General features: G+C 63.9%; 22 protein-coding genes and 1 other RNA gene. 17 read left to right on the top strand and 6 right to left on the bottom strand.

What is annotated here, in order from left to right; all coding sequences use genetic code 11:
* Positions 1–408: 408 nt before the first annotated feature.
* Positions 409–3,243, bottom strand: coding sequence for an excinuclease ABC subunit UvrA (gene uvrA, locus PSK12I2_RS0115755; RefSeq protein ID WP_027599127.1), 2,835 nt, complete (start codon positions 3,241–3,243; stop codon positions 409–411).
* Positions 3,244–3,512: 269 nt separating this feature from the next.
* Between uvrA and PSK12I2_RS0115750 the strand changes: the two genes are divergently transcribed.
* Both PSK12I2_RS0115750 and ssb read left to right on the top strand, forming a co-directional pair.
* Positions 3,513–4,901: an MFS transporter gene (locus PSK12I2_RS0115750; protein WP_027599126.1), complete on the top strand. Its 1,389-nt coding sequence runs from the start codon at positions 3,513–3,515 to the stop codon at positions 4,899–4,901.
* Positions 4,902–4,926: 25 nt separating this feature from the next.
* Positions 4,927–5,487, top strand: coding sequence for a single-stranded DNA-binding protein (gene ssb, locus PSK12I2_RS0115745; protein WP_007162672.1), 561 nt, complete (start codon positions 4,927–4,929; stop codon positions 5,485–5,487).
* Between the two features lie 45 nt (positions 5,488–5,532).
* On the opposite strand, the gene ssrA is transcribed toward ssb, so the two are convergent.
* Positions 5,533–5,885: a transfer-messenger RNA gene (ssrA, locus tag PSK12I2_RS24630) on the bottom strand.
* A gap of 81 nt (positions 5,886–5,966) precedes the next feature.
* Positions 5,967–6,443, bottom strand: coding sequence for an SsrA-binding protein SmpB (gene smpB / locus PSK12I2_RS0115740; RefSeq protein ID WP_007162671.1), 477 nt, complete (start codon positions 6,441–6,443; stop codon positions 5,967–5,969).
* 172 nt (positions 6,444–6,615) lie between these two features.
* Between smpB and PSK12I2_RS0115735 the strand changes: the two genes are divergently transcribed.
* A complete protein-coding gene (locus PSK12I2_RS0115735; protein ID WP_027599125.1) occupies positions 6,616–7,050 on the top strand; it encodes a type II toxin-antitoxin system RatA family toxin in 435 nt (144 codons plus the stop codon).
* Positions 7,043–7,348, top strand: a complete 306-nt coding sequence (locus PSK12I2_RS0115730; protein ID WP_027599124.1) for an RnfH family protein — start codon at positions 7,043–7,045, stop codon at positions 7,346–7,348. Before PSK12I2_RS0115735 ends, PSK12I2_RS0115730 begins: the two co-directional genes overlap by 8 nt.
* A 7-nt stretch (positions 7,349–7,355) precedes the next feature.
* Here PSK12I2_RS0115730 and PSK12I2_RS0115725 read toward each other — a convergent pair whose 3' ends face one another.
* The gene (locus tag PSK12I2_RS0115725; RefSeq protein WP_027599123.1) at positions 7,356–7,892 is read right to left on the bottom strand and encodes an outer membrane protein assembly factor BamE; all 537 of its coding nucleotides are present in this window, start codon (positions 7,890–7,892) and stop codon (positions 7,356–7,358) included.
* Between the two features lie 94 nt (positions 7,893–7,986).
* On the opposite strand from PSK12I2_RS0115725, the gene fur reads away from it, so the two are divergent.
* A complete protein-coding gene (gene fur, locus PSK12I2_RS0115720; protein WP_007162667.1) occupies positions 7,987–8,391 on the top strand; it encodes a ferric iron uptake transcriptional regulator in 405 nt (134 codons plus the stop codon).
* 63 nt (positions 8,392–8,454) lie between these two features.
* Here fur and recN read toward each other — a convergent pair whose 3' ends face one another.
* Positions 8,455–10,122, bottom strand: a complete 1,668-nt coding sequence (recN, locus tag PSK12I2_RS0115715) for a DNA repair protein RecN (protein ID WP_007162666.1) — start codon at positions 10,120–10,122, stop codon at positions 8,455–8,457.
* Between the two features lie 166 nt (positions 10,123–10,288).
* Here recN and grpE point away from each other — a divergent pair, with 166 nt between their 5' ends.
* The 9 genes from grpE (at position 10,289) to PSK12I2_RS0115670 (ending at position 21,118) form a co-directional block, all read left to right on the top strand.
* Positions 10,289–10,852 carry a nucleotide exchange factor GrpE gene (grpE, locus tag PSK12I2_RS0115710; RefSeq protein WP_007162665.1) on the top strand — a complete coding sequence of 188 codons (564 nt, stop codon included), beginning with the start codon at positions 10,289–10,291 and terminating at the stop codon, positions 10,850–10,852.
* Positions 10,853–10,945: 93 nt separating this feature from the next.
* Positions 10,946–12,874 carry a molecular chaperone DnaK gene (gene dnaK, locus PSK12I2_RS0115705; protein WP_007162664.1) on the top strand — a complete coding sequence of 643 codons (1,929 nt, stop codon included), beginning with the start codon at positions 10,946–10,948 and terminating at the stop codon, positions 12,872–12,874.
* A gap of 112 nt (positions 12,875–12,986) precedes the next feature.
* Positions 12,987–14,120: a molecular chaperone DnaJ gene (dnaJ, locus tag PSK12I2_RS0115700; RefSeq protein WP_007162663.1), complete on the top strand. Its 1,134-nt coding sequence runs from the start codon at positions 12,987–12,989 to the stop codon at positions 14,118–14,120.
* Between the two features lie 54 nt (positions 14,121–14,174).
* Positions 14,175–14,981 (top strand): 4-hydroxy-tetrahydrodipicolinate reductase, encoded by an 807-nt coding sequence (gene dapB, locus PSK12I2_RS0115695; protein WP_007162662.1) that lies wholly within the window; start codon positions 14,175–14,177, stop codon positions 14,979–14,981.
* A gap of 176 nt (positions 14,982–15,157) precedes the next feature.
* Positions 15,158–16,294 carry a glutamine-hydrolyzing carbamoyl-phosphate synthase small subunit gene (gene carA / locus PSK12I2_RS0115690; RefSeq protein WP_027599122.1) on the top strand — a complete coding sequence of 379 codons (1,137 nt, stop codon included), beginning with the start codon at positions 15,158–15,160 and terminating at the stop codon, positions 16,292–16,294.
* A gap of 21 nt (positions 16,295–16,315) precedes the next feature.
* Complete coding sequence (leuE, locus tag PSK12I2_RS0115685) at positions 16,316–16,972, top strand: leucine efflux protein LeuE (RefSeq protein ID WP_007162660.1); 657 nt, start codon at positions 16,316–16,318, stop codon at positions 16,970–16,972.
* 21 nt (positions 16,973–16,993) lie between these two features.
* Positions 16,994–20,215, top strand: a complete 3,222-nt coding sequence (gene carB / locus PSK12I2_RS0115680) for a carbamoyl-phosphate synthase large subunit (protein ID WP_027599121.1) — start codon at positions 16,994–16,996, stop codon at positions 20,213–20,215.
* Positions 20,212–20,688, top strand: a complete 477-nt coding sequence (gene greA, locus PSK12I2_RS0115675) for a transcription elongation factor GreA (RefSeq protein WP_007162658.1) — start codon at positions 20,212–20,214, stop codon at positions 20,686–20,688. Before carB ends, greA begins: the two co-directional genes overlap by 4 nt.
* On the top strand, positions 20,666–21,118 hold the full coding sequence (locus PSK12I2_RS0115670; protein WP_051398734.1) for a hypothetical protein: 453 nt from the start codon (positions 20,666–20,668) through the stop codon (positions 21,116–21,118). The genes greA and PSK12I2_RS0115670 overlap by 23 nt, the downstream gene beginning before the upstream one ends.
* Here PSK12I2_RS0115670 and yhbY read toward each other — a convergent pair.
* Positions 21,106–21,417, bottom strand: a complete 312-nt coding sequence (yhbY, locus tag PSK12I2_RS0115665; RefSeq protein WP_017640628.1) for a ribosome assembly RNA-binding protein YhbY — start codon at positions 21,415–21,417, stop codon at positions 21,106–21,108. The genes PSK12I2_RS0115670 and yhbY overlap by 13 nt on opposite strands.
* Positions 21,418–21,948: 531 nt before the next feature.
* On the opposite strand from yhbY, the gene ftsH reads away from it, so the two are divergent.
* From ftsH to glmM, 3 genes are read left to right on the top strand one after another with little or no spacing between them, the layout of a single operon-like run.
* Positions 21,949–23,865, top strand: coding sequence for an ATP-dependent zinc metalloprotease FtsH (gene ftsH, locus PSK12I2_RS0115660; RefSeq protein WP_027599119.1), 1,917 nt, complete (start codon positions 21,949–21,951; stop codon positions 23,863–23,865).
* A 7-nt stretch (positions 23,866–23,872) separates the two neighbouring features.
* Entirely contained in the window at positions 23,873–24,736 is an 864-nt protein-coding gene (folP, locus tag PSK12I2_RS0115655) for a dihydropteroate synthase (protein ID WP_027599118.1), read from the top strand.
* Positions 24,736–26,073 (top strand): phosphoglucosamine mutase, encoded by a 1,338-nt coding sequence (gene glmM / locus PSK12I2_RS0115650; RefSeq protein ID WP_007162653.1) that lies wholly within the window; start codon positions 24,736–24,738, stop codon positions 26,071–26,073. The genes folP and glmM overlap by 1 nt, the downstream gene beginning before the upstream one ends.
* The last annotated feature ends 29 nt before the right edge of the window (positions 26,074–26,102 follow it).

Raw genomic sequence — 26,102 nt, 5'->3', positions numbered from 1 at the left:
CTCAGTTCATTCTGGCGGGGGTGTTGTCTTTGGGGCGGGAAAAGTTTGGCTGGGCCTCGGGGCGCCTAGGCGCTGGGGGCAGAAAATTGGCCAGCGAAGGCCTGGGGCTGCGGAGTTGAGGTTGCCCTCACCCTAGCCCTCTCCCGGGGGGAGAGGGGACCAGGAGCGGAGTGGTAAAGAGTTTGGAGTAGGGCTGCCAGATGTGTGCTGCTGGCATTCCGCAAAGAGCAAAGGAGCTACAACAGCCCGGCTGCGCCGGGCTGTTGTGGCCATGGTGGTCCGCCGATGCCGCCGCTCCTACAAGGAGGCATGCCGTAGGAGCGGCCCATGGCCGCGATAGAGCAGTGACTCACCGATAAAAAAGCCCGGCATGCGCCGGGCTTTTTACCTTTAGGTGCGTGCCCGGGATTACTCCCGGTCACGTTCCAGCAAGGGCTTGAGGAAATAGCCGGTATAGGACTTCTTGTTTGCCGCGACCTCCTCGGGTGTGCCCGTCGCGATGATCTGACCACCCTTGGAGCCGCCTTCCGGACCGAGGTCTACCAACCAGTCGGCGGTTTTGATGACATCGAGGTTGTGCTCGATCACCACCACGGTATTGCCGTGATCGCGTAGTCGATGCAGCACGTCGAGCAACTGCTGGATATCGGCAAAGTGCAGGCCCGTGGTGGGCTCGTCGAGGATATAGAGCGTCTTGCCGGTATCGCGCTTGGACAGCTCCCGGGCCAGCTTCACACGCTGAGCCTCACCCCCTGACAGCGTCGTGGCGCTCTGGCCGAGACGGATATAGGACAGGCCGACATCAATCAGCGTCTGCAGCTTGCGCGCCAGTGCAGGGATGGACTCGAAGAAGGCATGGGCTTCCTCGATGGTCATGTCCAGGACCTCGGTGATGGTCTTGCCCTTGTACTTCACCTCCAGGGTCTCGCGGTTGTACCTCTTGCCCTTGCAGACGTCACAGGCGACGTAGACGTCCGGCAGGAAGTGCATCTCCACCTTGATGACCCCATCGCCCTGGCAGGCCTCGCAGCGGCCACCCTTGACGTTGAAGGAGAAGCGCCCCGGGGTGTAGCCGCGAGAACGGGATTCCGGAACGCCGGAAAACAGCTCGCGGATGGGGGTGAAGAGTCCGGTATAGGTCGCCGGGTTGGAGCGCGGGGTCCGGCCGATGGGGCTCTGGTCGATATCCACCACCTTGTCCAGGTGCTGCATGCCGTCGAAGCTGTCGTGGGCAGCGACCTCCAGGGTCGTCGCGCCATTGAGCGCCGTGGCGGTCAGCGGGAAGAGGGTGTTGTTGATCAGGGTCGACTTGCCGGAGCCGGATACCCCGGTCACGCAGGTCAGCAGGCCAACCGGGATCTCCAGGTTGACGTTCTGCAGGTTGTTGCCGCGGGCACCCTTCAGCTTCAGCAGCTTCTTCTTGTCCCGTGGCGTGCGCTTGGCGGGCACCACGATCTTCTTGCGGCCCGACAGGTACTGCCCGGTCACCGAGTCGGGATGCCGCATGACCTGGTCGGGCGTGCCTTCCGCGATGATCTGGCCACCGTGCACTCCAGCGCCCGGGCCGATGTCGATGACATAGTCCGCCAGGCGGATGGCATCCTCGTCGTGCTCGACGACGATGACGGTGTTACCCAGGTCGCGCAGGTGAGTCAGGGTGCCCAGCAGCCGCTCGTTGTCGCGCTGGTGCAGACCAATGGAGGGTTCGTCGAGGATATACATGACGCCTACCAGACCGGCGCCGATCTGGCTGGCCAGGCGGATACGCTGCGCCTCGCCACCGGAGAGGGTGTCAGCGCTGCGATCCAGGGTCAGGTAGTCCAGGCCGACGTTGACTAGGAACTGCAGGCGCTCGCGGATCTCCTTGAGGATCTTGTCGGCGATCTGCTGCCGCTGGCCCTTGAGGGTGAGGTCCTGGAAGTACTGGGTGGCATCGCCCACGGGCAGACGGGTGACCGCCGGCAGGGTCTTGTCGCCGACCCAGACGTGGCGCGCTTCGCGCCGCAGGCGGGTGCCATTACAGTCCGGGCAGTGCTGGGTGCTCAGGTACTTGGCCAGCTCTTCGCGCACGCTCTGGGATTCGGTCTCGCGATAACGCCGCTCAAGATTCGGCAGGATGCCTTCGAAGGGGTGGGCACGCTTAACGATATCGCCGCGGTCATTGAGATAGCGGAAGTTGACGCTCTCGCGCCCGGAGCCGCTGAGTACCGCCTTGCGATGCTTGTCATCGAGGCTCTTGAAGGGGGCGTCGAGGCTGAAGCCATAGTGACTCGCCAGCGAGCCGAGCATCTGGAAGTAATAGACGTTGCGTCTGTCCCAGCCGCGGATGGCGCCTTCGCTGAGGCTGAGCTCCTCGTTGACCACCCGGCGGGCGTCGAAGAATTGCTTCACGCCCAGGCCGTCGCAGGTAGGGCAGGCGCCGGCGGGATTGTTGAAGGAAAACAGCTTGGGTTCTAGCTCGCCGATGGAGAAGCCGCAGATCGGGCAGGCGAAGCGCGCGGAGAAGACGATCTCCTCCCCCTTATCGCCTTCCATGGGGGCGATGATGGCGATGTCGTCGGCCAGCTTCAGCGCCGTCTCGAAGGATTCCGCCAGGCGCTGCTGGAGGTCTTCGCGCACCTTGAATCTATCCACCACCACTTCGATGGTGTGCTTCTTCTGCTTGTCGAGCTTGGGCAGCTCGTCCATCTCGTGCAGCCGCCCGTTGACGCGGACGCGGACGAAACCCTGGGCACGCAACTCCTCGAACACCGACAGGTGCTCACCCTTGCGCTCGCGCACGATGGGGGCGAGCAGCATCAACCGCTGGCCTTCCGGCATGGCCAGCACCTGGTCGACCATCTGGCTGACGGTCTGGGCTTCCAGGGGCACATCGTGCTCCGGGCAGCGCGGCGTACCGACGCGGGCATAGAGCAGGCGCAGATAGTCGTAGATCTCGGTGATGGTGCCCACGGTGGAGCGCGGATTGTGCGAGGTGGACTTCTGCTCGATGGAAATCGCTGGCGACAGCCCTTCGATGGTGTCCACATCGGGCTTTTCCATCATCGACAGGAACTGGCGGGCGTAGGCCGACAAGGATTCCACGTAGCGGCGCTGGCCTTCGGCATAAAGGGTGTCGAACGCCAGCGAAGACTTGCCGGAGCCGGACAGTCCGGTGATGACGATGAGCTTGTCCCGGGGAAGGGTTAGGTCGATGTTCTTCAGATTATGGGTGCGGGCCCCACGGATGAGGATTTTATCCACGTAGACTTCTGCCTCGTTTTGGCGGCGCTTCACTAGAAAAGAGGTCTCGTCCCGGGCTGCGGCTATCTGCCGCGCCTGTGAGAGAGGGGGTAAGGCTGGTAAAATTAACGGCCCGACAGCGGTGATCGGGCGTTCGTGATCCTGGCGGTCGGGAACGTTCGGACGAGCGCTCGGCTATCTTCACCGCTTCCTCCCTAAATGGTCATTGTCACGACTGTTTTAAAGCTGTGTGGCGACGTAAAAGCCTGTCGCCGACGAGAGGATTATCAATGCTCGACAAGCGCAGTGAAGCCATGAACGGCGTCGAACGCCGTGCCGCCTTCGGGCTGGCCCTGGTCTTCGCCTTTCGTATGCTCGGTATGTTCATGGTGCTCCCGGTCCTGGCGACCTATGGTCAGGAGTTGGCGGATGCCACCCCGGCGCTGATCGGCCTCGCCATAGGTGCCTATGGTTTGACCCAGGCGGTCCTGCAAATTCCCCTGGGGACGCTGTCCGATCGCATCGGTCGACGCCCCATCATCATTGGTGGACTGCTGGTGTTCGCCCTTGGTGCCGCCATTGCCGCCAATGCCCACTCGATCTGGGGCGTCATCGCCGGGCGTGTCGTCCAGGGTGGCGGCGCCATTTCGGCGGCCATCATGGCGCTGTTGTCGGATCAGACCCGCGAGCAGCATCGCACCAAGGCCATGGCCACGATCGGCATGAGCATCGGCGTGTCCTTTGCCGTGGCGATGGTGGCCGGCCCCTTGCTGACCCGTGCCTATGGTCTCGCCGGGCTGTTCTGGGCCACCTGCGGACTGGCACTGGTCGGTTTGCTGATCGTGCTGTTCCTGGTGCCGCACCAGGCTTCGCCCTTCGCCCATCGGGAGTCGAACCTGGCGCGCCAGGCGCTGGGCGCGACCCTGCGCAATCGCGATCTGCTGCGGCTGGACTTTGGCATCCTGGCGCTGCACGCCGTGCTGATGGCCAGTTTCGTCGTCCTGCCGCTGGCCCTGGCCGAACATGCCGGGCTGCCCAAGGAAGAGCACTGGTGGGTCTATCTCACCGCGCTGGTGGTCGGCTTCTTCGCCATGGTCCCCTTCATCATCTATGGTGAAAAGAAGCGGCGCATGAAGCGCGTGCTGGTGTGCGCCATCAGTGTGCTGGTGCTGTGCGAGCTGTACTTCTTCTTCTTCAGCAACAGCCTGGTGGCCCTGGTCATCGGCATCGTGGTGTTCTTTACCGCCTTCAACCTGCTGGAGGCCTCGCTGCCGTCGCTGGTGAGCAAGGTGGCCCCGGCCGGGGGCAAGGGCACCGCCATGGGGATCTATTCCACCAGTCAGTTCCTTGGTTCCGCGTTGGGCGGTATCCTCGGGGGCTGGTTGTTCCAACATGGTGGCCTGTCCACCGTCTTCCTGGGTTGTGCGGCGCTTTGCCTGGGATGGGCGGTGGTAGCTGGTACGATGCGGGAACCGCCCTATGTCACCAGTCTGCGTTTGCCGGTTACGCCCGCGCTAGTCAACGACCAGGGATTGGTCGGACGCCTGTTGGCCCTGGCCGGAGTGACCGATGCGGTAGTGGTGGCGGAAGAGCAGGCCGTCTACATCAAGATCGATACTAAAATCGTCGATCGGGCGCAATTGGAGCGACTGGTTAGTCAAACACCGGTCGCCGCTTGATCGACAGCCTCATCAGGAGATTCATATGGCCCGTGGCGTCAATAAAGTCATCCTCGTCGGCAATGCCGGCGCCGATCCCGAAACCCGTTACATGCCCAACGGCAATGCGGTGACCAACGTCACCCTGGCCACCAGCGAAAGCTGGAAGGACAAGCAGACCGGTCAGCAGCAGGACCGCACCGAATGGCACCGCGTGGTGTTCTTCGGTCGTCTCGCCGAGATCGCCGGCGAGTACATCCGCAAGGGCTCCCAGGTCTATGTCGAGGGCACTCTGCGTACCCGCAAATGGCAGGGCCAGGACGGTCAGGATCGCTACACCACCGAAATCGTTGTCGACATCAACGGCAACATGCAGTTGCTGGGTGGCCGTGGCGGCAATGCCGGTGGCAACGACGAATACAACCAGAGCGCGCCTGCGCCCCAGCAGCAGCGTGCCCCCCGTCCGCAGCAGTCGGCACCGCAGTATGACAACGGCGGCAATGGCGGCAACGGCAACAGCCGTCCCCAGCAGCAGCCGCAGTCCCGTCCGCAGCAGCAGCCGGCTCAGCAGGACTACGACAGCTTCGACGACGACATCCCGTTCTAAACGACGGGCAAAGAAAAAGGGCAGCCAATGGCTGCCCTTTCTTTTTGGTGGAGGCGGGGGGATTTGAACCCCCGTCCGCCAGCTCTCCGCTATCGGTTCTACATGCTTAGCCCTGTCTACTGAGTTAACCCATTGCGGCCCGACGGGCAGGGTGCTTTGGGCGAGCTGTATAAGTTTTAGCCGTTACGTCTACAGCGAACTTGGCGGCGATCCTGTTCTATCTGACAGTCGTTTCGGGTTTACAGGCATCCCCTAGCGACTGCTAGCCGCATTAAGCAGCTAGAGCGTAGTTGTCGTCGTTGGCAACTATAAGTTTGCAGCAGCGAATTTACGAGTTCTGCTACCAGCTCGGCATGCCCCTCAAGTTTCGTTACCGGCGTCGAATCCTAATCGCCCCCAAAACTTGCTGGTCGTTCACTATAGGAATTCCGGCCGTCCGACGCAAGTCATTGCTGACGAAACGTTTTTCGGCCGCTTGGCTATTTGGCGTCCTTGCGGATGGCGCGCTGGATCTCGCGGTCGGAATCGCGCTCGCGCTCGGTCGCGCGCTTGTCGAATTCCTTCTTGCCCTTGGCCAACGCGATCTCGCACTTGACCAGGTGCTTCTTCCAGTAGAGCGACAGGGCGACACAGGCGTAGCCCTTCTGCTGCACGGCGCCAAACAGCTTGCCCAGCTCGCGCTTGTTGAGCAGCAACTTGCGGGTGCGGGTCGGGTCGGCGATGACATGGGTGCTGGCGGTCTGCAGCGGGGTGATATGGCTGCCCAGCAGCCAGGCTTCGCCGTCCTTGAGCAGCACATAGCTGTCAGTCAGCTGCGCCTTGCCGGCTCTCAGGCTCTTGACCTCCCAGCCTGCCAGGGAAACACCCGCCTCGAAGCGGGTATCGACGAAGTATTCGTGAAGCGCCTTTTTGTTCTGCGCGATGCTGCCGGGGGAGACTTTCTTTTGCTTGGCCATGATTCCAGGGTACAGCGAGTCAGGGGAAATGTCGCCACGCGCTTGAGCGGGTATGAGCAAACACGGACAATACCGCGGTTCTGGACTGCGGCAGGCTGGTGCGGGAGTAAAATGCGTGCGCCGCCCTCAAATTCAAGGTCCGACACCGATTTCGCTATTCTACGAGGTTCCGATGAGCACGCACATCCAACGTTCGGCGTTGCTGCCCTATCCTGCTTCAGCACTCTATGCGCTGGTTAATGACGTGGACCGTTATCCGGAGTTCCTGCCGTGGTGCTCGTCCGCCCAGATCCTGGAGCAGGACGAAGGCCTGATGCGCGCCGGTCTCACCGTGGCCAAGGGTGGTCTTAGCCAGCAGTTCACGACCCGCAATACCCTGGTGCCGGACGAGTCCATCACCATGGATCTGGAAAAGGGTCCTTTCAAGCAGCTGCACGGCGTCTGGACATTCAAGGCGCTGGGCGACAAGGCCTGCAAGATTTCCCTGGATCTGTCCTTCGAATACGACAGCGCCATCGTCCGCGCGACCCTGGGCCCGTTGTTCAATCAGGCGGCCAATACCATGGTGGATGCCTTCTGCCAGCGTGCTCGAGCCCTCTATGGCTGAGTGTCTCGCCATCGAGGTGGCGCTGGCGTTGCCGGAGCGGCAATGGCTGTTGAATCTGCAGCTCGAAGAGGGCACCACGGTCGAGCAGGCGGTGCGGGCGTCGGGGTTGCTCGAGCAGTTGCCACCCGAACAGCGCGAAGCCTTTCGGGTCGGCATCTTTGGCAAGCTGGTAGCCAAGCCGAACGAGCGCAGGCTGATGGCGGGTGACCGGGTGGAGATTTATCGCCCGCTGCTTGCGGACCCCAAGGAAAGTCGCAAGCGGCGCGCGGAAAAGGCCAAGTCCAGGACTGGCCTCTAGCCAGGGATCACTGTCCGTCGGTGCGGATGCGATCGGGAGTCGGCACGGCGGCCGGACGGGCGCTGTCGATCTCTTTCTGGATGTTGTCTTCGGTCGAGCCGGGTACGGCTGGCGTTTCCGGTACGGCAGCGGGTGCCGAGGGTTGCGCCGGGGCGGTGGGATCCACGGTGGTGCCGCTGTCGGTACCCATGATCTGCTGTTCGCGGCTGGTGCCGGGCATGAAGTCGCCGGCCAGGCCGCTCAGTTGATTGTCGCCGTTGAACACCAGGCTGACACGCTCCTGCTTACGCTGACCGCCGGCGGCTTGCAGGCTGTACAGATAGTCCCAGCGATTGGGATGGAAGGTGTCTTGGATCAGCGGCGAACCCATGATAAACCGGACTTGTTGTCGGGTCATTCCGGGGCGCAACTGGTCTATCATGTCCTGGGTGACGACGTTGCCCTGTTGGATGTCGATCTTGTAAACCCCCGGCAGAGAGCAGCCGGCGAGCATGGCTAGGCCCATCAGAGAGAGCCCGGTCAGCGTTTGCTTGAGGTTTTGCATCGGTGGGAGACTTCCACTATCTTGCTGGGCAACGAAGCACCGATCATACCCGTATTCCCGAGGGCTGCGAAAGCACTCGGCACCGAGAAAGAGCATGGTAGAGAACAACGAACTCCGCAAAGCGGGTCTGAAAGTGACCCTGCCGCGCGTCAAGATATTGCAGATGCTGGACACCACCGAGCAGCGCCACATGAGCGCCGAAGACGTTTACAAGGCGCTCATGGAAGCGGGCGAGGACGTGGGGCTGGCAACGGTCTATCGGGTCCTCACCCAGTTCGAAGCGGCCGGTCTGGTGGTGCGCCACAATTTCGACGGCGGCCATGCCGTGTTCGAGTTGGCCGACACCGGCCACCATGATCACATGGTGGATGTGGATACCGGCGAAGTCATCGAGTTCACCGATGCCTCGATCGAAAAGCGTCAGCGCGAGATCGTCGAAGAGCATGGTTTCGAACTGGTCGATCACAACCTGGTGCTGTACATCCGCCAGCGCAAGTGAAGACCCGGACATGAAAAAGGCGACCTTCGAGTCGCCTTTTTCATGTCCGGTGGCTGCCTGCGTCTAGCGGCTCACCACCAGCTTGCGAGCGTGGGCCAGGGATTCACGGGTCAGGTCGACACCACCCAGCATGCGCGCCACCTCTTCCACGCGCCGTGCGCGGTCGAGCTTGGCCACCGCGGTACGCGTCTCGTCGGTGCCGCGCTCCTTGTGTACGAACAGGTGCTGATGACCCTGGGCCGCCACCTGGGGCAGGTGGGTCACCGTCAGCACCTGGCCCCGCTCGCCCAGTTGCCGCAGCAGCTGGCCGACCACCTCGGCGGTGGGGCCGCCGATACCCACGTCCACCTCGTCGAACACCAGGGTGGGTGTGCGCGAGGTCTGGGCGGTGATGACCTGGATGGCCAGGCTGATACGCGACAGTTCACCACCGGAGGCGACCTTGGCCAGCGGGCGCAGGGGCTGGCCCGGGTTGGCGCTGACGCGGAATTCGACGCCTTCGTTGCCCAGCGGCTGGGGTTCGCCGGTACTGCCTGGCGTGAGGGTGATGCTGAAGCGGCCACCCGGCATACCCAAGCGCTGCATCTCGGTCTCGACCGCGGCCGCGAGCTCCGGCGCCCGTTGTTCGCGCAGACGACTCAGTTCGCCGGCCTTCTCCTGGTAGTGGCGCTCGAAGGCCGTCAGTTCTTCCTGCAGGCGCTCCAGGGCGACGTCGTCGGCGTCCAGGGATTGCAATTCGTTGCGCAGCTGTTCGTGCAGCTCCAGCAGGGCCTCGGGCTGGACCCGGTGCTTGCGGGCAAGGCTGTAGACACTGTCCAGGCGCTCCTGCACCGCCTGCTGGCGCTCCGGGTCGGCTTCGAAATGATCGACGAAGCGATTGAGTTCGTTCATCGCCTCCTCGATCTGGATCTGGGCGGAGGCGAGCAGGTTGCTGGCCTCCTGGATCTGCGCCGGCGGGCGGTCGAAGGCGGTCAGGCGCGCCACGCTGGCATTGAGCGCCGACAGGGCATTGCCCTGCTCGTTTTCGGTACAGAGGTCCATGGCCTGGCGGCAGGCCAGCAGGATGTGCTCGGCACTCGCCAGATCGCTCTGCTCCTGTTCCAGGGCCTGCAACTCGCCCTCGGCCAGGGCGAGGTTGTCGAGTTCTTCGAGCTGGTAGCTGAGCAGCTGATGGCGGGCACGTTGCTCGTCGCCGTTGCGGGTCAGGCGTTCCAGGGTCTGGCGCACCTGGCGCCAGCGCTGGGCCGCGAGCTGCACCTGGCGGACCAGCTCGCCCGCGCCGGCGTATTCGTCCAGCAGGCGGCGATGGGTGTCGAGGCCGAGCAATGACTGGTGCTCGTGCTGGCTGTGGATATCGATCAGCAGGCCGCCGAGGGTCTTGAGATCGGCCAGCGGGCAGGGCGAGCCATTGATATAGCCGCGCGAGCGCCCTTCGCGGGTGATGACGCGGCGCAGCAGGCAGGGGCCGTCCTGCTCCAGGTCGCGCTCGGCGAGCCACTGGCGCGCTTCGGGGATATCGGTGGTGTCGAAGCTGGCCAGGACATCGGCCTTGTCGGCGCCGGGTCTGACCGCATCGCTGTCGGCGCGATCGCCCAGGGTGAGGCCGAGGGCGTCCAGCATGATGGACTTGCCGGCGCCGGTTTCACCCGTGATCACGGTCATGCCGCGCTCGAGGTCGAGGTCGAGGTGTTCGACGATGGCGTAATTGCGGACGGACAGATGCACCAGCATGCGACGATCTCCGAAGGCGGTTTTCTGGTTGTTTATACAGTGCCTCTCGGGCACTGGCAATCCATACAGCTCTTGAAGCGCCGGCCGGCGGCCCCATATAGGCGCCATCGATCAAGGCGATGTCCATTAGAGGGCGCGCCCACCGGCAATATCACAGGAGGACTCCATGGCCGACGAACAGAACTCCCAGACCCCCGAGCACGAAGCCGCCCAGGGCGACGTCCAGCACGAGGATCTCGCCGCCCGCGTCGCCACGCTCGAAGAGCAGCTCGCCGCGGCCCAGGACCAGTCGCTGCGCAGCGTCGCCGAACTGCAGAACGTGCGTCGTCGCGCCGAGCAGGATGTGGAAAAGGCGCATAAGTTCGCCCTGGAAAAATTCGCTGGCGACCTGCTGCCGGTGCTCGACAGCCTGGAGCGTGGCCTGGAGCTGTCCAACGCCACCGACGAGACTTTGAAGCCCATGCGTGAAGGCATGGAGCTGACCCTGAAGATGCTGCAGGACACCCTCAAGCGCTATCAGGTCGAGGCCGTCGATCCCCACGGCGCGCCCTTCAATCCGGAACACCACCAGGCCATGGCCATGGAGGAGAGCGCCACCGCCGAGCCGGGCAGCGTCCTCAAGGTGTTTCAAAAGGGCTATCTGCTCAATGGTCGCCTGCTGCGGCCGGCGATGGTGGTCGTCAGCAAGGCACCTGCAGCGCAGCAGCCGAGCATCGACGAAAAGGCTTGAAATTCTTTCGCTCGGCCCCATCTGGTAGGCAAGCGAACATCAAAGGCCCCCTGAGCGGGCCGCGCGGAATCTGAGATTTCTGGAGAAGACTACATGGGCAAGATCATCGGTATCGACCTGGGGACCACCAACTCCTGCGTCGCGATCCTCGAAAACGGCAACGTCAAGGTACTGGAAAACGCCGAAGGCACCCGTACCACGCCGTCCATCATCGCCTACACCAACGACGGCGAGACCCTGGTTGGCCAGCCAGCCAAGCGCCAGGCGGTGACCAATCCGCAGAACACCCTGTACGCGGTCAAGCGTCTGATCGGCCGGCGTTATGAAGAAAACGTCGTGCAGAAAGACATCCAGATGGTCCCCTACAAGATCGTCAAGGCGGACAACGGTGACGCCTGGGTCGAGGCCAAGGGCCAGAAGATGGCGCCGCCGCAGGTGTCTGCCGAAGTCCTGAAGAAGATGAAGAAGACCGCCGAGGACTACCTGGGCGAAGCCGTGACCGAAGCGGTCATCACCGTCCCGGCCTACTTCAACGACAGCCAGCGCCAGGCCACCAAGGATGCCGGTCGCATCGCCGGTCTGGACGTCAAGCGCATCATCAACGAGCCCACCGCGGCTGCCCTGGCCTATGGCCTGGACAAGGCCAAGGGCGACCATACCGTGATCGTCTATGACCTGGGCGGCGGTACCTTCGACGTCTCGGTCATCGAGATCGCCGAGGTCGACGGTGAGCATCAGTTCGAGGTGCTGGCCACCAATGGCGACACCTTCCTGGGCGGCGAAGACTTCGACATCCGCCTGATCGACTACCTCGTCGAGGAATTCAAGAAAGAAAGCGGCATGAACCTCAAGGGTGACCCGCTGGCCATGCAGCGCCTGAAGGAAGCTGCGGAAAAAGCCAAGATCGAGCTGTCCTCGGCTACCCAGACCGACGTCAACCTGCCCTACATCACCGCCGATGCCAGCGGTCCCAAGCACCTGAACGTCAAGGTCTCCCGCGCCAAGCTGGAGTCCCTGGTGGAAGAGCTGGTCGAGCGCACCATCGAGCCCTGCCGCACGGCGTTGAAGGACTCCGGTCTGGACGTCTCCGACATCCACGAGGTCATCCTGGTGGGCGGTCAGACCCGCATGCCGCTGGTGCAGAAGCGCGTGGCCGACTTCTTCGGCAAGGAAGCGCGCAAGGACGTCAACCCGGACGAAGCCGTCGCCATCGGTGCCGCCATCCAGGGCGCCGTGCTGGCCGGTGACGTCAAGGACGTGCTGCTGCTGGACGTCACCCCGCTGACCCTGGGCATCGAGACCATGGGTGGCGTGATGACCGCGCTGATCGAGAAGAACACCACCATCCCGACCAAGAAGTCGCAGGTGTTCTCCACCGCCGACGACAACCAGGGCGCCGTGACCATCCACGTGCTGCAGGGCGAGCGCAAGCAGGCCGCGCAGAACAAGTCGCTGGGCAAGTTCGACCTGGCCGAGATCCCGCCGGCGCCGCGTGGCGTACCGCAGATCGAGGTGACCTTCGACATCGACGCCAACGGTATCCTCAACGTGTCCGCCAAGGACAAGGCCACCGGCAAGCAGCAGTCCATCGTCATCAAGGCGTCCTCCGGTCTGTCCGAGGAAGAGATTCAGCAGATGGTGCGTGACGCCGAGGCCAATGCCGACGAGGATCGCAAGTTCGAAGAGCTGGCCGCGGCCCGCAACCAGGGCGATGCCCTGGTGCACGGCACCCGCAAGATGCTGACCGAGGCGGGCGACAAGGCCACCGCGGAAGAGAAGAGCACCATCGAGAAGGCCATTGGCGAACTGGAAACCGCCGTGCGCGGTGACGACAAGGACGCCATCGAAGCCAAGATGAATGCCCTGTCCCAGGCCTCCGCGCCGCTGGCCCAGAAGCTCTATTCCGAGCAGGGCGCTGGCGCCGGTGCCGAAGGCGCCTCGGCCAAGGCGGACGGTGATGCCAAGAAGCCCGGCGACGACGTGGTCGATGCCGAGTTCGAGGAAGTGAAGGACAACAAGTAAGCCCCGTGCTTACCGCACCTGGCGGGCTTCGGCCCGTCGGATCCGCCACGCGGGAGCCTGCTCCCGCGTTGGCGTGTCTGGAGGGTGAGAAAATTTAAGGTGCAGAAAGTCTATGGCCAAACGTGATTACTATGAGGTGCTCGGGGTCGAGCGCGGCGCCAGCGAAGCCGAGCTCAAGAAGGCCTACCGACGCCTGGCGATGAAATACCACCCGGATCGCAATCCGGGGGACGCGGCTGCCGAAGAGCAGTTCAAGGAGGCCGCCGAGGCCTACGAAGTGCTGTCCGATGCGGGCAAGCGCTCGGCCTACGACCAGTACGGCCATGCTGGCGTCGATCCGAGCATGGGCGGCGGCGGTTTCGGTGGCGCGGCGGGAGGCGCGAGCTTCTCCGACATCTTCGGCGATGTCTTCAGCGACTTCTTTGGCGGACGCGGTGGCGCCGGTGGACGCGGCGGCCCGCAGCGCGGTGCCGACCTGCGCTACACCCTGGACCTGGATCTGGAAGAGGCGGTGCGTGGGACCACGGTCACCATTCGCGTGCCCACCCTGGTCGAGTGCAAGGTCTGCGATGGCAATGGCGCCAAGCCGGGTACCTCGGCGTCCACCTGCCCCACCTGCGGTGGCATCGGCCAGGTGCGCATGCAGCAGGGCTTCTTCTCGGTCCAGCAGACCTGCCCGCGCTGCCACGGCAGCGGCAAGATCATTCCCGAGCCCTGCAACGCCTGTCATGGTCAGGGGCGCGTGGAAGAGCAGAAGACCCTGTCGGTCAAGGTGCCCGCGGGCGTCGACACCGGCGACCGCATCCGCCTGACCGGCGAAGGCGAGGCTGGAACCTTGGGTGGCCCCAGCGGCGACCTCTATGTCGTGGTCAATGTGCGCGAGCACTCGATCTTCCAGCGCGACGGCAAGCACCTCTATTGCGAGGTGCCGATCAACTTCACCGACGCCGCCCTGGGTGGCGAGCTGGAAGTGCCGACCCTGGATGGCCGCGTCAAGCTGAAGATCCCCGAGGGCACCCAGACCGGCAAGATGTTCCGCCTGCGCGGCAAGGGCGTGACGCCCGTGCGCGGTGGTGGCGCCGGCGACCTGATGTGCAAGGTGGTGGTGGAGACTCCGGTCAACCTGAGCCGGCGCCAGCGCGAGCTGCTCGAGGAGTTCCGTAACACCCTGCAGAGCGACAGCTCCCATTCGCCCCGGGCCAGTGGCTGGTTCGACGGCATGAAGCGCTTCTTCGACGACCTCTAAACCGGCAGGGGCGCCGTCGCGAGGCGGCGCCCGGCCAGCAGCCTGGAGCTGATGATGCGACGTATAGCTGTAATGGGCGCCGCGGGGCGCATGGGCAAGACCCTGATCGAAGCGGTCCAGCAGACCCAGGGCGCTGCCGGTCTCACCGCCGCGGTGGATCGCCCGGAAAGCAGTCTGGTAGGTGCCGACGCCGGCGAACTCGCCGGTATCGGCCGCAACGGGGTGATGCTGTCGGGCGATCTGGCGCGGGTGCTGGATGATTTCGATGTGCTCATCGACTTCACCCATCCCAACGTGACCCTGCAGAATCTGGCGCTCTGCCGCAAGGCCAGGAAGGCCATGGTGATCGGCACCACCGGCTTCACCGCCGAGCAGAAGCTGACCCTGCTGGAAGCGAGCAAGGAAATTCCCATCGTCTTCGCCGCCAACTTCAGCGTCGGCGTCAATCTCTGCCTCAAGCTGCTGGACACCGCTGCTCGCGTGCTGGGTGACGAGGTCGACATCGAGATCATCGAGGCGCACCACAGGCACAAGGTCGATGCGCCTTCGGGGACCGCCCTGCGCATGGGCGAGGTCGTTGCCCAGGCGCTGGGTCGCGATCTGGAAGAGGTGGCCGTCTATGGCCGCGAAGGCCAGACCGGTGCCCGCGACCGCCAGACCATCGGCTTCGCCACCGTGCGCGCTGGCGACGTGGTGGGCGATCACACGGTGCTGTTCGCCAGCGAAGGCGAGCGAGTCGAGATCACCCACAAGGCCTCCAGCCGCATGACCTTCGCCAAGGGCGCGGTGCGCGCGGCCCTCTGGCTCAAGGACAAACAGCCGGCGCTATATGACATGCAGGACGTGCTGGAGTTGCGCTGATCCCCTTGCGGGGGTGCCAGCCGTGATCAATTCGTGTACAATGCAGCTTTAGTGTATCCACTAAAAGCTAGCGCAGAATGAAATCACAACATTAAAACGGGATGACTCTTCGAGATGTCATCCCGTTTTTTTGCACCCTGCGTTTGCCCGCCAAGGCTTGATTTTCGGAGGTCTTCTTGACTAAGCCAGCCATACTCGCACTTGCCGATGGCAGCATCTTTCGCGGTGAATCCATCGGTGCCGACGGCCACACGGTCGGCGAAGTGGTGTTCAACACCGCCATGACCGGCTACCAGGAAATCCTGACTGATCCTTCCTATGCGAAGCAGATCGTCACCCTGACCTATCCGCACATCGGCAACACCGGCACCACGCCGCAGGATGGCGAGGCCGCCCAGGTGTGGGCTGCCGGGCTGATCATCCGCGACCTGCCGCTGCTGGCCAGCAACTGGCGCAACAAGCAGTCGCTGCCGGACTATCTCAAGGAGAACGGCACCATCGCCATCGCCGGTATCGACACCCGTCGACTGACCCGCATCCTCCGTGAGAAGGGCGCTCAGGATGGCTGCATCCTTACCGGCGAAGACGCCACCGAGGAGCGCGCCCTGGAACTGGCCCGCGCCTTCCCCGGCCTCAAGGGCATGGACCTGGCCAAGGAAGTCAGCGTCAAGGAGCGCTACGAGTGGCGGTCCGGCGTCTGGTCGCTGGAAACCGACAGCCACGCCGAGATCCCGGCCGAGCAGCTGCCCTATCACGTGGTGGCCTTCGACTATGGCGTCAAGCTAAACATTCTGCGCATGCTGGTGGCCCGCGGCTGCCGCATTACCGTGCTGCCGGCCCAGACCCCGGCCAGCGAAGCCCTGGCGCTGCAACCCGATGGCATCTTCCTGGCCAATGGCCCGGGCGATCCCGAGCCGTGCGACTACGCCATCAAGGCGATCCAGGACGTCCTGGAAACCGAGATTCCGGTGTTCGGCATCTGCCTGGGCCACCAGTTGCTGGCCCTGGCTTCCGGCGCCAAGACGGTGAAGATGCCCAACGGTCACCACGGCGCCAACCATCCGGTGCAGGATCTCGACAGCGGCGTGGTGATGATCACCAGTCAGAACCACGGTTTCGCCGTGGACGAGGCCAGCCTGCCGGCCAATGTGCGGGCCACCCACAAGTCGCTGTTCGATGGCACCCTGCAGGGCATCGAGCGTACCGACAAGGTCGCCTTCAGCTTCCAGGGTCACCCCGAGGCGAGCCCTGGCCCGCACGACGTGGCGCCGCTGTTCGACAAGTTCATCCAGGCCATGGCGGCACGCCGCTAAGACGGGAGGAGGGTAGCGCTCATGCTGGCGAATCTGGGTGTCATCGACTTCTGGACCTATGTGGTCGGGACCCTGTTCGTCATCCTGTTGCCCGGCCCCAATTCCTTCTTCGTGCTGGCCACCAGTGCCCAGCGCGGCATTCGCAGCGGTTACCAGGCGGCCTCGGCCGTGTTCCTCGGTGACGCCGTGCTGATGCTGCTCTCGGCGCTGGGCGTTGCCTCGCTGCTCAAGGCCGAGCCGCTGTTCTTCCAGATCCTCAAGTATCTGGGCGCGGCGTACCTGTTCTACCTCGGCTGGGGCATGTTGCGCGGCGGACTCAAGTCTTGGCGCAGCCCGGCCCAGGGCCAGGCCGAGGCGACCCTGCGCGAAGACGTCCACCAGCCGTTCCGCAAGGCGCTGCTGCTGAGCCTGTCGAACCCGAAGGCGATCCTGTTCTTCGTTTCCTTCTTCATCCAGTTCGTGGACCCCGGTTACGCCCATCCGGCGCTGTCCTTCCTGGTGCTGGGCGCGGTACTGGAAGCGATCAGCTTCTGCTACCTGTCGTTCCTGATTTTCTGCGGCGTTCGCCTGGCGGCCTGGTTCCGTCAGCGGCGTCGCCTCAGCGCGGGCGCCACCGGTGGCGTCGGCGCCCTGTTCGTGGGGTTCGGTGTGAAGCTGGCCACCGCAACCCTGACCTGATTACCTGCATTCGAGAAGCCCATGCCTAAGCGTACAGACATCAAGAGCATCCTGATCCTCGGGGCCGGCCCCATCGTCATCGGCCAGGCCTGCGAGTTCGACTATTCCGGCGCCCAGGCCTGCAAGGCCCTGCGCGAGGAAGGCTTCCGCGTCATCCTGGTGAACTCCAATCCGGCCACCATCATGACCGACCCGTCGATGGCCGACGCCACCTACATCGAGCCGATCAAGTGGGCCACCGTGGCCAAGATCATCGAGAAGGAGCGCCCCGACGCCCTGCTGCCGACCATGGGCGGCCAGACCGCGCTGAACTGCGCCCTGGACCTGGAGCGGCATGGCGTGCTGGCGAAATTCGGCGTCGAGATGATCGGCGCCAACGCCGACACCATCGACAAGGCCGAGGATCGTTCGCGCTTCGACAAGGCCATGAAGGACATCGGCCTGGCCTGCCCGGTCTCGGGTATCGCCCACAGCATGGAAGAAGCCTACGGCGTGCTGGAGAAGGTCGGCTTCCCCTGCATCATCCGGCCGAGCTTCACCATGGGTGGCACCGGTGGCGGCATCGCCTACAACCGCGAGGAATTCGAAGAAATCTGCACCCGTGGTCTGGATCTGTCGCCGACCAACGAACTGCTGATCGACGAATCCCTGATCGGCTGGAAGGAATACGAGATGGAGGTGGTCCGCGACAAGAAGGACAACTGCATCATCGTCTGCTCCATCGAGAACTTCGATCCCATGGGCGTGCACACCGGTGACTCCATCACCGTGGCCCCGGCCCAGACGCTGACCGACAAGGAATACCAGATCATGCGCAACGCCTCCCTGGCGGTGCTGCGCGAGATCGGGGTCGAGACCGGCGGCTCCAATGTCCAGTTCGGCATCTGCCCCAACACCGGGCGCATGGTAGTGATCGAAATGAACCCGCGGGTGTCGCGTTCCTCGGCACTGGCCTCCAAGGCCACCGGCTTCCCCATCGCCAAGATCGCCGCCAAGCTGGCGGTCGGCTACACCCTGGACGAGCTGCAGAACGACATCACCGGCGGTCGCACCCCGGCGTCCTTCGAGCCGGCCATCGACTACGTGGTCACCAAGATCCCGCGCTTCGCCTTCGAGAAATTCCCCAAGGCCGATGCCCGTCTGACCACCCAGATGAAATCCGTGGGTGAGGTCATGTCCATCGGCCGTACCTTCCAGGAATCCCTGCAGAAAGCCCTGCGTGGCCTGGAAGTCGGCGTGGTCGGCTTCGATCCCAAGCTGGATCCGGCCGATCCCGAAGCCGACGGCACCCTCAAGCGCGAGCTGACCGTGCCGGGCGCCGATCGCATCTGGTACATCGGTGACGCCTTCCGCCAGGGCTATAGCCTGGACAAGGTCTTCGAGCTGACCCGCATCGATCCCTGGTTCCTGGTGCAGATCGAAGACCTGATCAAGGACGAGGAGCGCATCAAGACCCTGGGTCTGGCCGACCTCGACTACGACCTGATGCGCAAGCTCAAGCGCAAGGGCTTCTCCGATGCGCGCCTGGCCAAGCTGCTCGGCGTCACCGAGAAGAACCTGCGGGCCCATCGCCACAAGCTCAAGGTGCTGCCGGTGTACAAGCGGGTGGACACCTGCGCCGCCGAATTCGCCACCGATACCGCCTACCTCTACTCCACCTACGAGGAAGAGTGCGAGGCCAAGCCCAGCGGTCGCGACAAGATCATGATCCTCGGCGGCGGTCCCAACCGCATCGGCCAGGGCATCGAGTTCGACTACTGCTGCGTGCACGCGGCCCTGGCCATGCGTGAAGACGGCTACGAGACCATCATGGTCAACTGCAACCCGGAAACCGTCTCCACCGACTACGACACCTCCGACCGCCTGTTCTTCGAGCCGGTGACCCTGGAAGACGTACTGGAGATCGTCCGCGTCGAGCAGCCCAAGGGCGTCATCGTCCAGTACGGCGGCCAGACCCCGCTCAAGCTCTGCCGTGCCCTGGAAGAGGCCGGTGTGCCCATCATCGGCACCAGCCCCGACGCCATCGACCGCGCCGAAGACCGCGAACGCTTCCAGCAGATGGTGCAGCGCCTAAACCTGCGCCAGCCGGCCAACGCCACCGCGCGCAGCGAAGACGAGGCCCTGGCCCTGTCCAAGAACATCGGCTATCCGATGGTGGTCCGTCCCTCCTACGTGCTGGGCGGCCGGGCGATGGAGATCGTCTACCAGGAAGAAGAACTCAAGCGCTACATGCGCGAAGCGGTGAAGGTGTCCAACGACAGCCCCGTTCTGCTCGACCACTTCCTCAACTGCGCCATCGAGGTGGACGTGGACGCGGTGTGCGACGGCCAGACCGTGGTGATCGGCGCCATCATGCAGCACATCGAACAGGCCGGCGTGCACTCCGGTGACTCCGCCTGCTCGCTGCCGCCCTATTCGCTGCCCAAGCACATCCAGGACGAGATCCGCGAGCAGGTCAAGAAGATGGCCCTGGAGCTCGGCGTGATCGGTCTGATGAACGTGCAGATGGCCGTGCAGGGCGAAGACATCTACGTCATCGAGGTCAACCCGCGCGCCTCCCGTACCGTGCCCTTCGTCTCCAAGTGCATCGGCGAGTCCCTGGCCAAGGTGGCCGCCCGGGTCATGGCCGGCAAGACCCTGGCCGAAGTCGGCTTCACCCAGGAGATCATTCCGCCGTTCTTCAGCGTCAAGGAAGCGGTCTTCCCCTTCAACAAGTTCCCCGGCGTCGACCCCATCCTCGGCCCGGAGATGAAGTCCACCGGTGAGGTGATGGGCGTTGGCGACAGCTTCGGCGAAGCCTTCGCCAAGGCCCAGCTGGGTGCCAACGAGATCCTGCCGAACTCCGGCTGCGCCTTCATCAGCGTGCGTGACGACGACAAGCCCGAAGCCGTGCAGGTCGCTCGCGATCTGGTCGGCCTCGGCTTCGAGGTCGTCGCCACCGCCGGTACCGCGCGGGTGATCGAGGCGGCCGGTCTGCCGGTGCGTCGCGTGAACAAGGTGACCGAAGGCCGTCCCCATGTGGTCGACATGATCAAGAACGACGAGGTCACCCTGATCATCAACACCACCGAAGGCCGGCAGTCCATCGCCGATTCCTACTCGATCCGCCGCAACGCGCTGCAGCACAAGCTGTGCTGCACCACCACCATTGCCGGCGGCCAGGCCATTTGCGAAGCTTTGAAATTCGGCGCCGAGAAGACCGTGCGCCGGCTGCAAGATCTGCATGCAGGAGTTAAGGCATGACCAAGTACCCCATGACCGTCCAGGGCGCCCGTGCCCTGGAAGACGAGCTCAAGCACCTCAAGACCGAGCTGCGCCCGCAGATCACCCAGGCCATCGCCGAAGCGCGTGAACTGGGTGACCTCAAGGAGAACGCCGAGTACCACGCCGCCCGCGAACAGCAGGGCATGGTCGAGGCGCGGATCCGCGATATCGAAGGGCGCCTGCAGAATGCCCAGGTGATCGACGTGACCGCCCTGCCGCACACCGGCAAGGTGATCTTCGGTACCACCGTGGAGATCGCCAATACCGAGACCGACGAGACCGTGACCTACCAGATCGTCGGTGACGACGAGGCGGACATCAAGCAGGGCAAGCTGTCGGTGGGTTCGCCCATCGCCCGCGCCCTGATCGGCAAGGAAGAAGGGGACGTGGTGCTGGTGAAGACCCCGGGTGGCGATGTCGAATACGAAATTGTCGCCGTCCGTCACGTCTGATCGTCGCGCCGGAGGCTGGCTCGCCAGGCTGCTCGCTGCAGCCTGGCAGCTGGCCCAGGTGTTCTGGGTCGGCCCGCTGGTCGCCCTGCACCTGTGCATCCCCGTGGCGCTCGCCCAGGCGGGCTGGGCACCGCTGCTGATCCAGTCCGGGCGTGAAGAGTTGCTGCGCATGATGCTCAGCGCCGCGGCCGGCGGGGTCTTTACCCAGATCGTGGTGCTGGTGTGGTGGGCAGGCGTGGGCGCCCTGTGGCGTGATCTGCGCGGCCAGCTGCTGCTCGCCAGTGCCCTGGCTGTGCTGCTGCAGAACGAACTGGCGCGCTTCTGGACCGGGCCGACCGCCCTGGCCGGCTACCTGGTCCTGCTGCTCTGCGGTCTGATCCTGGTGCTGCAGCCCGTTCCCGGGCGTGCGCCGGGCAATCAGACGGTATAGCGCACCACGTTGGAGAGATTGCGATTCTGCTCGCGCGCCTTGCGGTAGATCAGCGCCATCTTGCCGATGACCTGCACCAGCTCCGCCTTGCTCGACGCGCACAGTTCGTCGATCAGGGCCCGGCGGTCTTCCCGCTCCGTGACGGCCAGCTTGATCTTGATCAGCTCGTGATCGTTGAGCGCACGGTCGAGCTCGCCCAGCACGCCTTCGCTCAGGCCGTTCTCGCTGATGGTGACCACCGGCTTGAGTTGATGACCGATCGCCTTGAACCGCTTTTTAAGCTCGTTGTTGAGCGCCATAATTCACCCCGGATAAAAGCCGGACAGTTTATCCCAGCTGCCACGTGCCGCCCAGCGATACGCGAAAACTTACCCACGCGCCCTGCAACGCCTGCCTGGTCGGCTCAAGGAACACCGCGACGGGCCTCCGGTCAAGTCGGTGCGCCAGGAAGACCTCGTCGCGAGCATCGAAGGGCCTTGTTATTTTTCATGGGGCCCCCATATGAGCGAGCTGAGTGCGACGGATCGATCCAGGGGCCTGCGGGACGAAGATGGCATGAGTCCTTCGAGCAGGGCTCTGGCGCCGCCGTCCGCGTCGCGGGACCAGATCGCGCCAGCAATATGTATTGGGTCGCGGTTTTAGGGGCAATTGAGAGAATTGATGGCCGCAACGTCTGCCTTGCCCTAGAGTCAAAGGCAGAAGACTCATATAGCGTTACAGACGATGTCTGCCGTGGGCCAGGCTTTGTGTAGTAACTTACCGGTCACTGCCGGTTTCGCTTCGAACGGTTTACCCACGAAACCGGCGCAGAGGGTAGTCAATTGAACGACATGGCAAAGAATCTGATCCTGTGGCTGATCATCGCCGCGGTGCTCGTCACCGTGATGAACAACTTCTCCAGCCCCAACGAACCCCAGACGCTCAACTACTCCGACTTCATCCAGCAGGTGAAGGACGGGCAGATTGAGAGCGTGACCGTGGATGGCTATGTCATCACCGGCAAGCATCGTGATGGCGATCCCTTCAAGACCATCCGTCCGGCAATCCAGGACAATGGCCTGATCGGCGATCTGGTCAACAACAGCGTCACCATCACCGGCAAGCAGCCCGAGCAGCAGAGCATCTGGACTCAGTTGCTGGTGGCCAGCTTCCCGATCCTGGTGATCATCGCCGTCTTCATGTTTTTCATGCGCCAGATGCAGGGAGGCGCCGGCGGTCGCGGCGGTCCCATGAGCTTTGGCAAGAGCAAGGCGCGACTGCTGTCGGAAGACCAGGTCAAGACCACCTTCGCCGATGTCGCCGGTTGCGACGAAGCCAAGGAAGAAGTCACCGAGCTGGTCGAATTCCTCCGTGATCCAGGCAAGTTCCAACGCCTGGGTGGTCGTATTCCCCGCGGTGTCCTGATGGTCGGCTCGCCGGGTACCGGCAAGACGCTGCTGGCCAAGGCCGTGGCCGGTGAGGCCAAGGTGCCGTTCTTCACCATTTCCGGTTCGGATTTCGTCGAAATGTTCGTCGGTGTCGGCGCCAGCCGTGTCCGTGACATGTTCGACCAGGCCAAGAAGCACGCGCCCTGCATCATCTTCATCGACGAGATCGATGCGGTCGGTCGCCATCGTGGCAACGGCATGGGCGGTGGTCACGACGAGCGCGAGCAGACCCTGAACCAGCTGCTGGTCGAGATGGATGGCTTCGAGATGAACGATGGCATCATCGTCATCGCTGCCACCAACCGTCCTGATGTGCTCGACCCGGCCCTGCTGCGTCCTGGTCGCTTCGATCGTCAGGTGGTGGTCGGTCTCCCGGACATCCGTGGTCGCGAACAGATCCTCAAGGTGCACATGCGCAAGGTGCCGGTCGGCGAGCGCGTCGACGCCGGCGTCATCGCCCGCGGTACCCCGGGTTTCTCCGGTGCCGATCTGGCCAACCTGGTTAACGAGGCCTCGTTGTTCGCCGCTCGTGCCAACAAGCGCATCGTCGACATGCGCGAGTTCGAACTGGCCAAGGACAAGATCATGATGGGCGCCGAGCGCAAGACCATGGTCATGTCCGAGAAGGAGAAGCGCAACACCGCCTACCACGAAGCGGGTCACGCCATCGTCGGTCGCCTGGTGCCCGAACACGATCCGGTCTACAAGGTCTCCATCATTCCCCGCGGTCGCGCACTGGGCGTAACCATGTTCCTCCCCGAGGAGGACCGCTACAGCCTGTCCAAGCGTGCCCTGGAAAGCCAGATCTGCTCGCTGTTCGGCGGCCGTATCGCCGAGGAAATGACCCTGGGCTTCGAGGGGGTGACCACCGGTGCCTCCAACGACATCATGCGCGCGACCTCCCTGGCACGGAACATGGTCACCAAGTGGGGCCTGTCCGAGAAGCTCGGCCCGCTGCTGTATGGCGAGGAAGAGAACGAAGGCTATCTGGGTCGTTCGGGTGGCGGCGGCGCCGGCAACATGTCGGGCGAGACCGCCAAGCAGATCGACCTGGAAATCCGCCGGATCATCGACGACTGCTATGGCACGGCCAAGCGCCTGCTGGACGAGAACCGCGACAAGCTCGAACTCATGGCCGATGCCCTGATGAAGTACGAGACCATCGATTCCGATCAGATCGACGACATCATGGCCGGCAAGGTCCCGCGTGAGCCGCGCGACTGGCATGACCGTGGCGGTCCTACCGGTGACGCTCCGGCGCCGCAGAGTGGTAGCGATCGTCCGGAAACCCCCATCGGTGGTCCGGCCGGAGAACACTGAAACATCCATGTTTAATCCGCTTCCTTCGACCCGATTGCCTTGCGGCAATCGGGTTCTTGTTTTTGACGCGCCCAAAGTCATGGGCATCCTCAACGTCACTCCCGACTCCTTTTCCGATGGCGGCCGCTATACGGCGGTCGAGAGCGCCCTGCGCCATGCCGAGGGAATGGTGTCGGCGGGTGCGGCCATCATCGATGTCGGGGGCGAGTCCACGCGCCCGGGGGCGCCCGCGGTATCCGAAGCGGAAGAGCTCGATCGGGTCGTGCCGGTGATCGAGGCGATCGCCCGCGAGCTCGATGTCGTGATTTCCATGGATACCTCCACGCCCACGGTCATGCGCGAAGGCGCCAGGGCGGGTGCCGGTCTGATCAATGACGTCCGCTCGCTGCGTCGGCCCGGTGCCCTCGAGACGGCGGCCGCGACCGATCTGGCGATCTGCCTGATGCACATGCGCGGCGAGCCCGGCACCATGCAGCAGGCGCCCGTCTATGCCGATGTCGCAGGCGAGGTAGGCGCCTTTCTCGCGGAGCAGGTGGCCCGCTGCGAAGCGGTCGGCATCTCCCGTCAGCGGCTGGTGCTGGATCCAGGCTATGGCTTCGCCAAGACCCTCGAGCACAACCTCGAACTGTTCAGGCGACAGGCCGAGTTGCTCGCCTTTGGGCTACCCTTGCTGGTGGGTGTCTCGCGCAAGAGCATGATCGGCGCGGTCACCGGGCGGCCTGTGGAAGGTCGTCTGGCGGGCGGTCTGGCCCTTGCGGCCCTGGCACTGGTCAAGGGCGCGCAGATCCTCAGGGTCCATGATGTGGCGGAAACGGTGGACGTGGTGAAGATGATCACCGCAGTCGAAGGCTTCAGGCAGGAACAGAACTGATGGCAAGAAAGTATTTTGGAACCGATGGCATTCGCGGCAAGGTCGGGACGTATCCCATTACCCCGGATTTCATGCTCAAGCTGGGCTGGGCGGCCGGTATCGCCTTTCGCAGCCGCGGTGGTTGCCGGGTCCTGGTCGGCAAGGACACCCGCAACTCGGGCTACATGTTCGAATCGGCACTGGAAGCCGGGCTGTCCGCCGCCGGCGCCGACGTCATGCTGCTCGGTCCCATGCCCACGCCAGGGATCGCCTACCTGACGCGGACCTTCCAGGCCAGCGCCGGCATCGTTATCAGTGCGTCGCACAATCCCTACTACGACAATGGCATCAAGTTCTTTTCCGGCGCCGGCACCAAGCTGCCCGATGAACTCGAGACCATGATCGAGGAACTGCTCGATACGCCCATGACCGTGGTCGACTCGGCGCGTATCGGCAAGGTCTCGCGCATCAATGATGCCGCCGGGCGCTACATCGAGTTCTGCAAGAGCAGTGTGCCTACCGGGACCAGCTTCGCCGGCATGAAGATCGTGCTGGATTGCGCCAATGGCGCTACCTACAAGATCGCGCCCAGCGTCTTCCGCGAGCTGGGGGCGGACGTCAGCGTGCTGGGCGTGCAGCCGGACGGACTCAACATCAACAAGGATTGCGGCTCCACTCACCTGGAAGGGCTGCAGCAGGCAGTGCTCGACCAGCATGCCGACATTGGCATCGCCTTCGATGGCGACGGCGACCGGGTGCTGATGGTGGATCACACCGGGGCGGCGGTAGATGGCGACGAGCTCCTCTATCTGATCGCTCGCGACCTCAAGCGCCGCGGCCGCCTCGAGGGTGGGGTGGTAGGTACCCTGATGAGCAATCTCGGACTCGAGCTGGGCCTGGCCGAGCTGGATATTCCCTTCGTGCGCGCCAAAGTCGGGGATCGCTATGTGATGGCCGAACTACTGGAGCGCAACTGGGTGCTGGGCGGCGAGAATTCCGGGCACGTGGTCTGCTGCCAGTACACCACCACCGGAGACGCCACCATCGCCGCGCTGCAGGTGCTGATCGCCCTGCGCAATGCCGGCCAGACCCTGGCCCAGGCGCGCATGGCGCTGCGCAAGTGCCCGCAGGTGCTGATCAACGTGAGATTCGGTGGCGGCCAGGATCCCCTGGAGCATCCACGGGTCAAGCAGGCCAGTGCCGAGGTGACCGAGAAGATGGCCGGCAAGGGGCGGGTGCTGCTGCGCAAGTCCGGGACCGAGCCGCTGTTGCGGGTCATGGTCGAGGGCGAGAACGAACGAGAGGTGCGGGCCCATGCGGAAGCCCTCGCTCAGTTGATAACCGAGGTATGTGCTTGATTTGCTTGCATGCCTGTTTTCGATTGAGT

The sequence above is a fragment of the Pseudomonas sp. MOIL14HWK12:I2 genome, from assembly GCF_000510745.1.
Classification (GTDB): Bacteria; Pseudomonadota; Gammaproteobacteria; order Pseudomonadales; family Pseudomonadaceae; genus Chryseomonas; species Chryseomonas oryzihabitans.
This window is presented reverse-complemented; position numbering and strand designations above follow the sequence as displayed.

Bases quoted from the DNA above. Each gene is read 5' to 3' on its own strand.
- PSK12I2_RS0115750 (WP_027599126.1), top strand. From the start codon at position 3,513: ATGCTCGACAAGCGCAGTGAAGCCATGAACGGCGTCGAACGCCGTGCC.
- dapB (WP_007162662.1), top strand. From the start codon at position 14,175: ATGCGACGTATAGCTGTAATGGGCGCCGCGGGGCGCATGGGCAAGACC.
- leuE (WP_007162660.1), top strand. From the start codon at position 16,316: ATGCTGGCGAATCTGGGTGTCATCGACTTCTGGACCTATGTGGTCGGG.
- glmM (WP_007162653.1), top strand. From the start codon at position 24,736: ATGGCAAGAAAGTATTTTGGAACCGATGGCATTCGCGGCAAGGTCGGG.
- grpE (WP_007162665.1), top strand. From the start codon at position 10,289: ATGGCCGACGAACAGAACTCCCAGACCCCCGAGCACGAAGCCGCCCAG.
- dnaJ (WP_007162663.1), top strand. From the start codon at position 12,987: ATGGCCAAACGTGATTACTATGAGGTGCTCGGGGTCGAGCGCGGCGCC.
- ssb (WP_007162672.1), top strand. From the start codon at position 4,927: ATGGCCCGTGGCGTCAATAAAGTCATCCTCGTCGGCAATGCCGGCGCC.
- greA (WP_007162658.1), top strand. From the start codon at position 20,212: ATGACCAAGTACCCCATGACCGTCCAGGGCGCCCGTGCCCTGGAAGAC.
- folP (WP_027599118.1), top strand. From the start codon at position 23,873: ATGTTTAATCCGCTTCCTTCGACCCGATTGCCTTGCGGCAATCGGGTT.
- yhbY (WP_017640628.1), bottom strand. From the start codon at position 21,417: ATGGCGCTCAACAACGAGCTTAAAAAGCGGTTCAAGGCGATCGGTCAT.
- PSK12I2_RS0115725 (WP_027599123.1), bottom strand. From the start codon at position 7,892: ATGCAAAACCTCAAGCAAACGCTGACCGGGCTCTCTCTGATGGGCCTA.
- fur (WP_007162667.1), top strand. From the start codon at position 7,987: ATGGTAGAGAACAACGAACTCCGCAAAGCGGGTCTGAAAGTGACCCTG.
- dnaK (WP_007162664.1), top strand. From the start codon at position 10,946: ATGGGCAAGATCATCGGTATCGACCTGGGGACCACCAACTCCTGCGTC.
- carB (WP_027599121.1), top strand. From the start codon at position 16,994: ATGCCTAAGCGTACAGACATCAAGAGCATCCTGATCCTCGGGGCCGGC.
- recN (WP_007162666.1), bottom strand. From the start codon at position 10,122: ATGCTGGTGCATCTGTCCGTCCGCAATTACGCCATCGTCGAACACCTC.
- ftsH (WP_027599119.1), top strand. From the start codon at position 21,949: ATGGCAAAGAATCTGATCCTGTGGCTGATCATCGCCGCGGTGCTCGTC.
- smpB (WP_007162671.1), bottom strand. From the start codon at position 6,443: ATGGCCAAGCAAAAGAAAGTCTCCCCCGGCAGCATCGCGCAGAACAAA.
- PSK12I2_RS0115730 (WP_027599124.1), top strand. From the start codon at position 7,043: ATGGCTGAGTGTCTCGCCATCGAGGTGGCGCTGGCGTTGCCGGAGCGG.
- PSK12I2_RS0115735 (WP_027599125.1), top strand. From the start codon at position 6,616: ATGAGCACGCACATCCAACGTTCGGCGTTGCTGCCCTATCCTGCTTCA.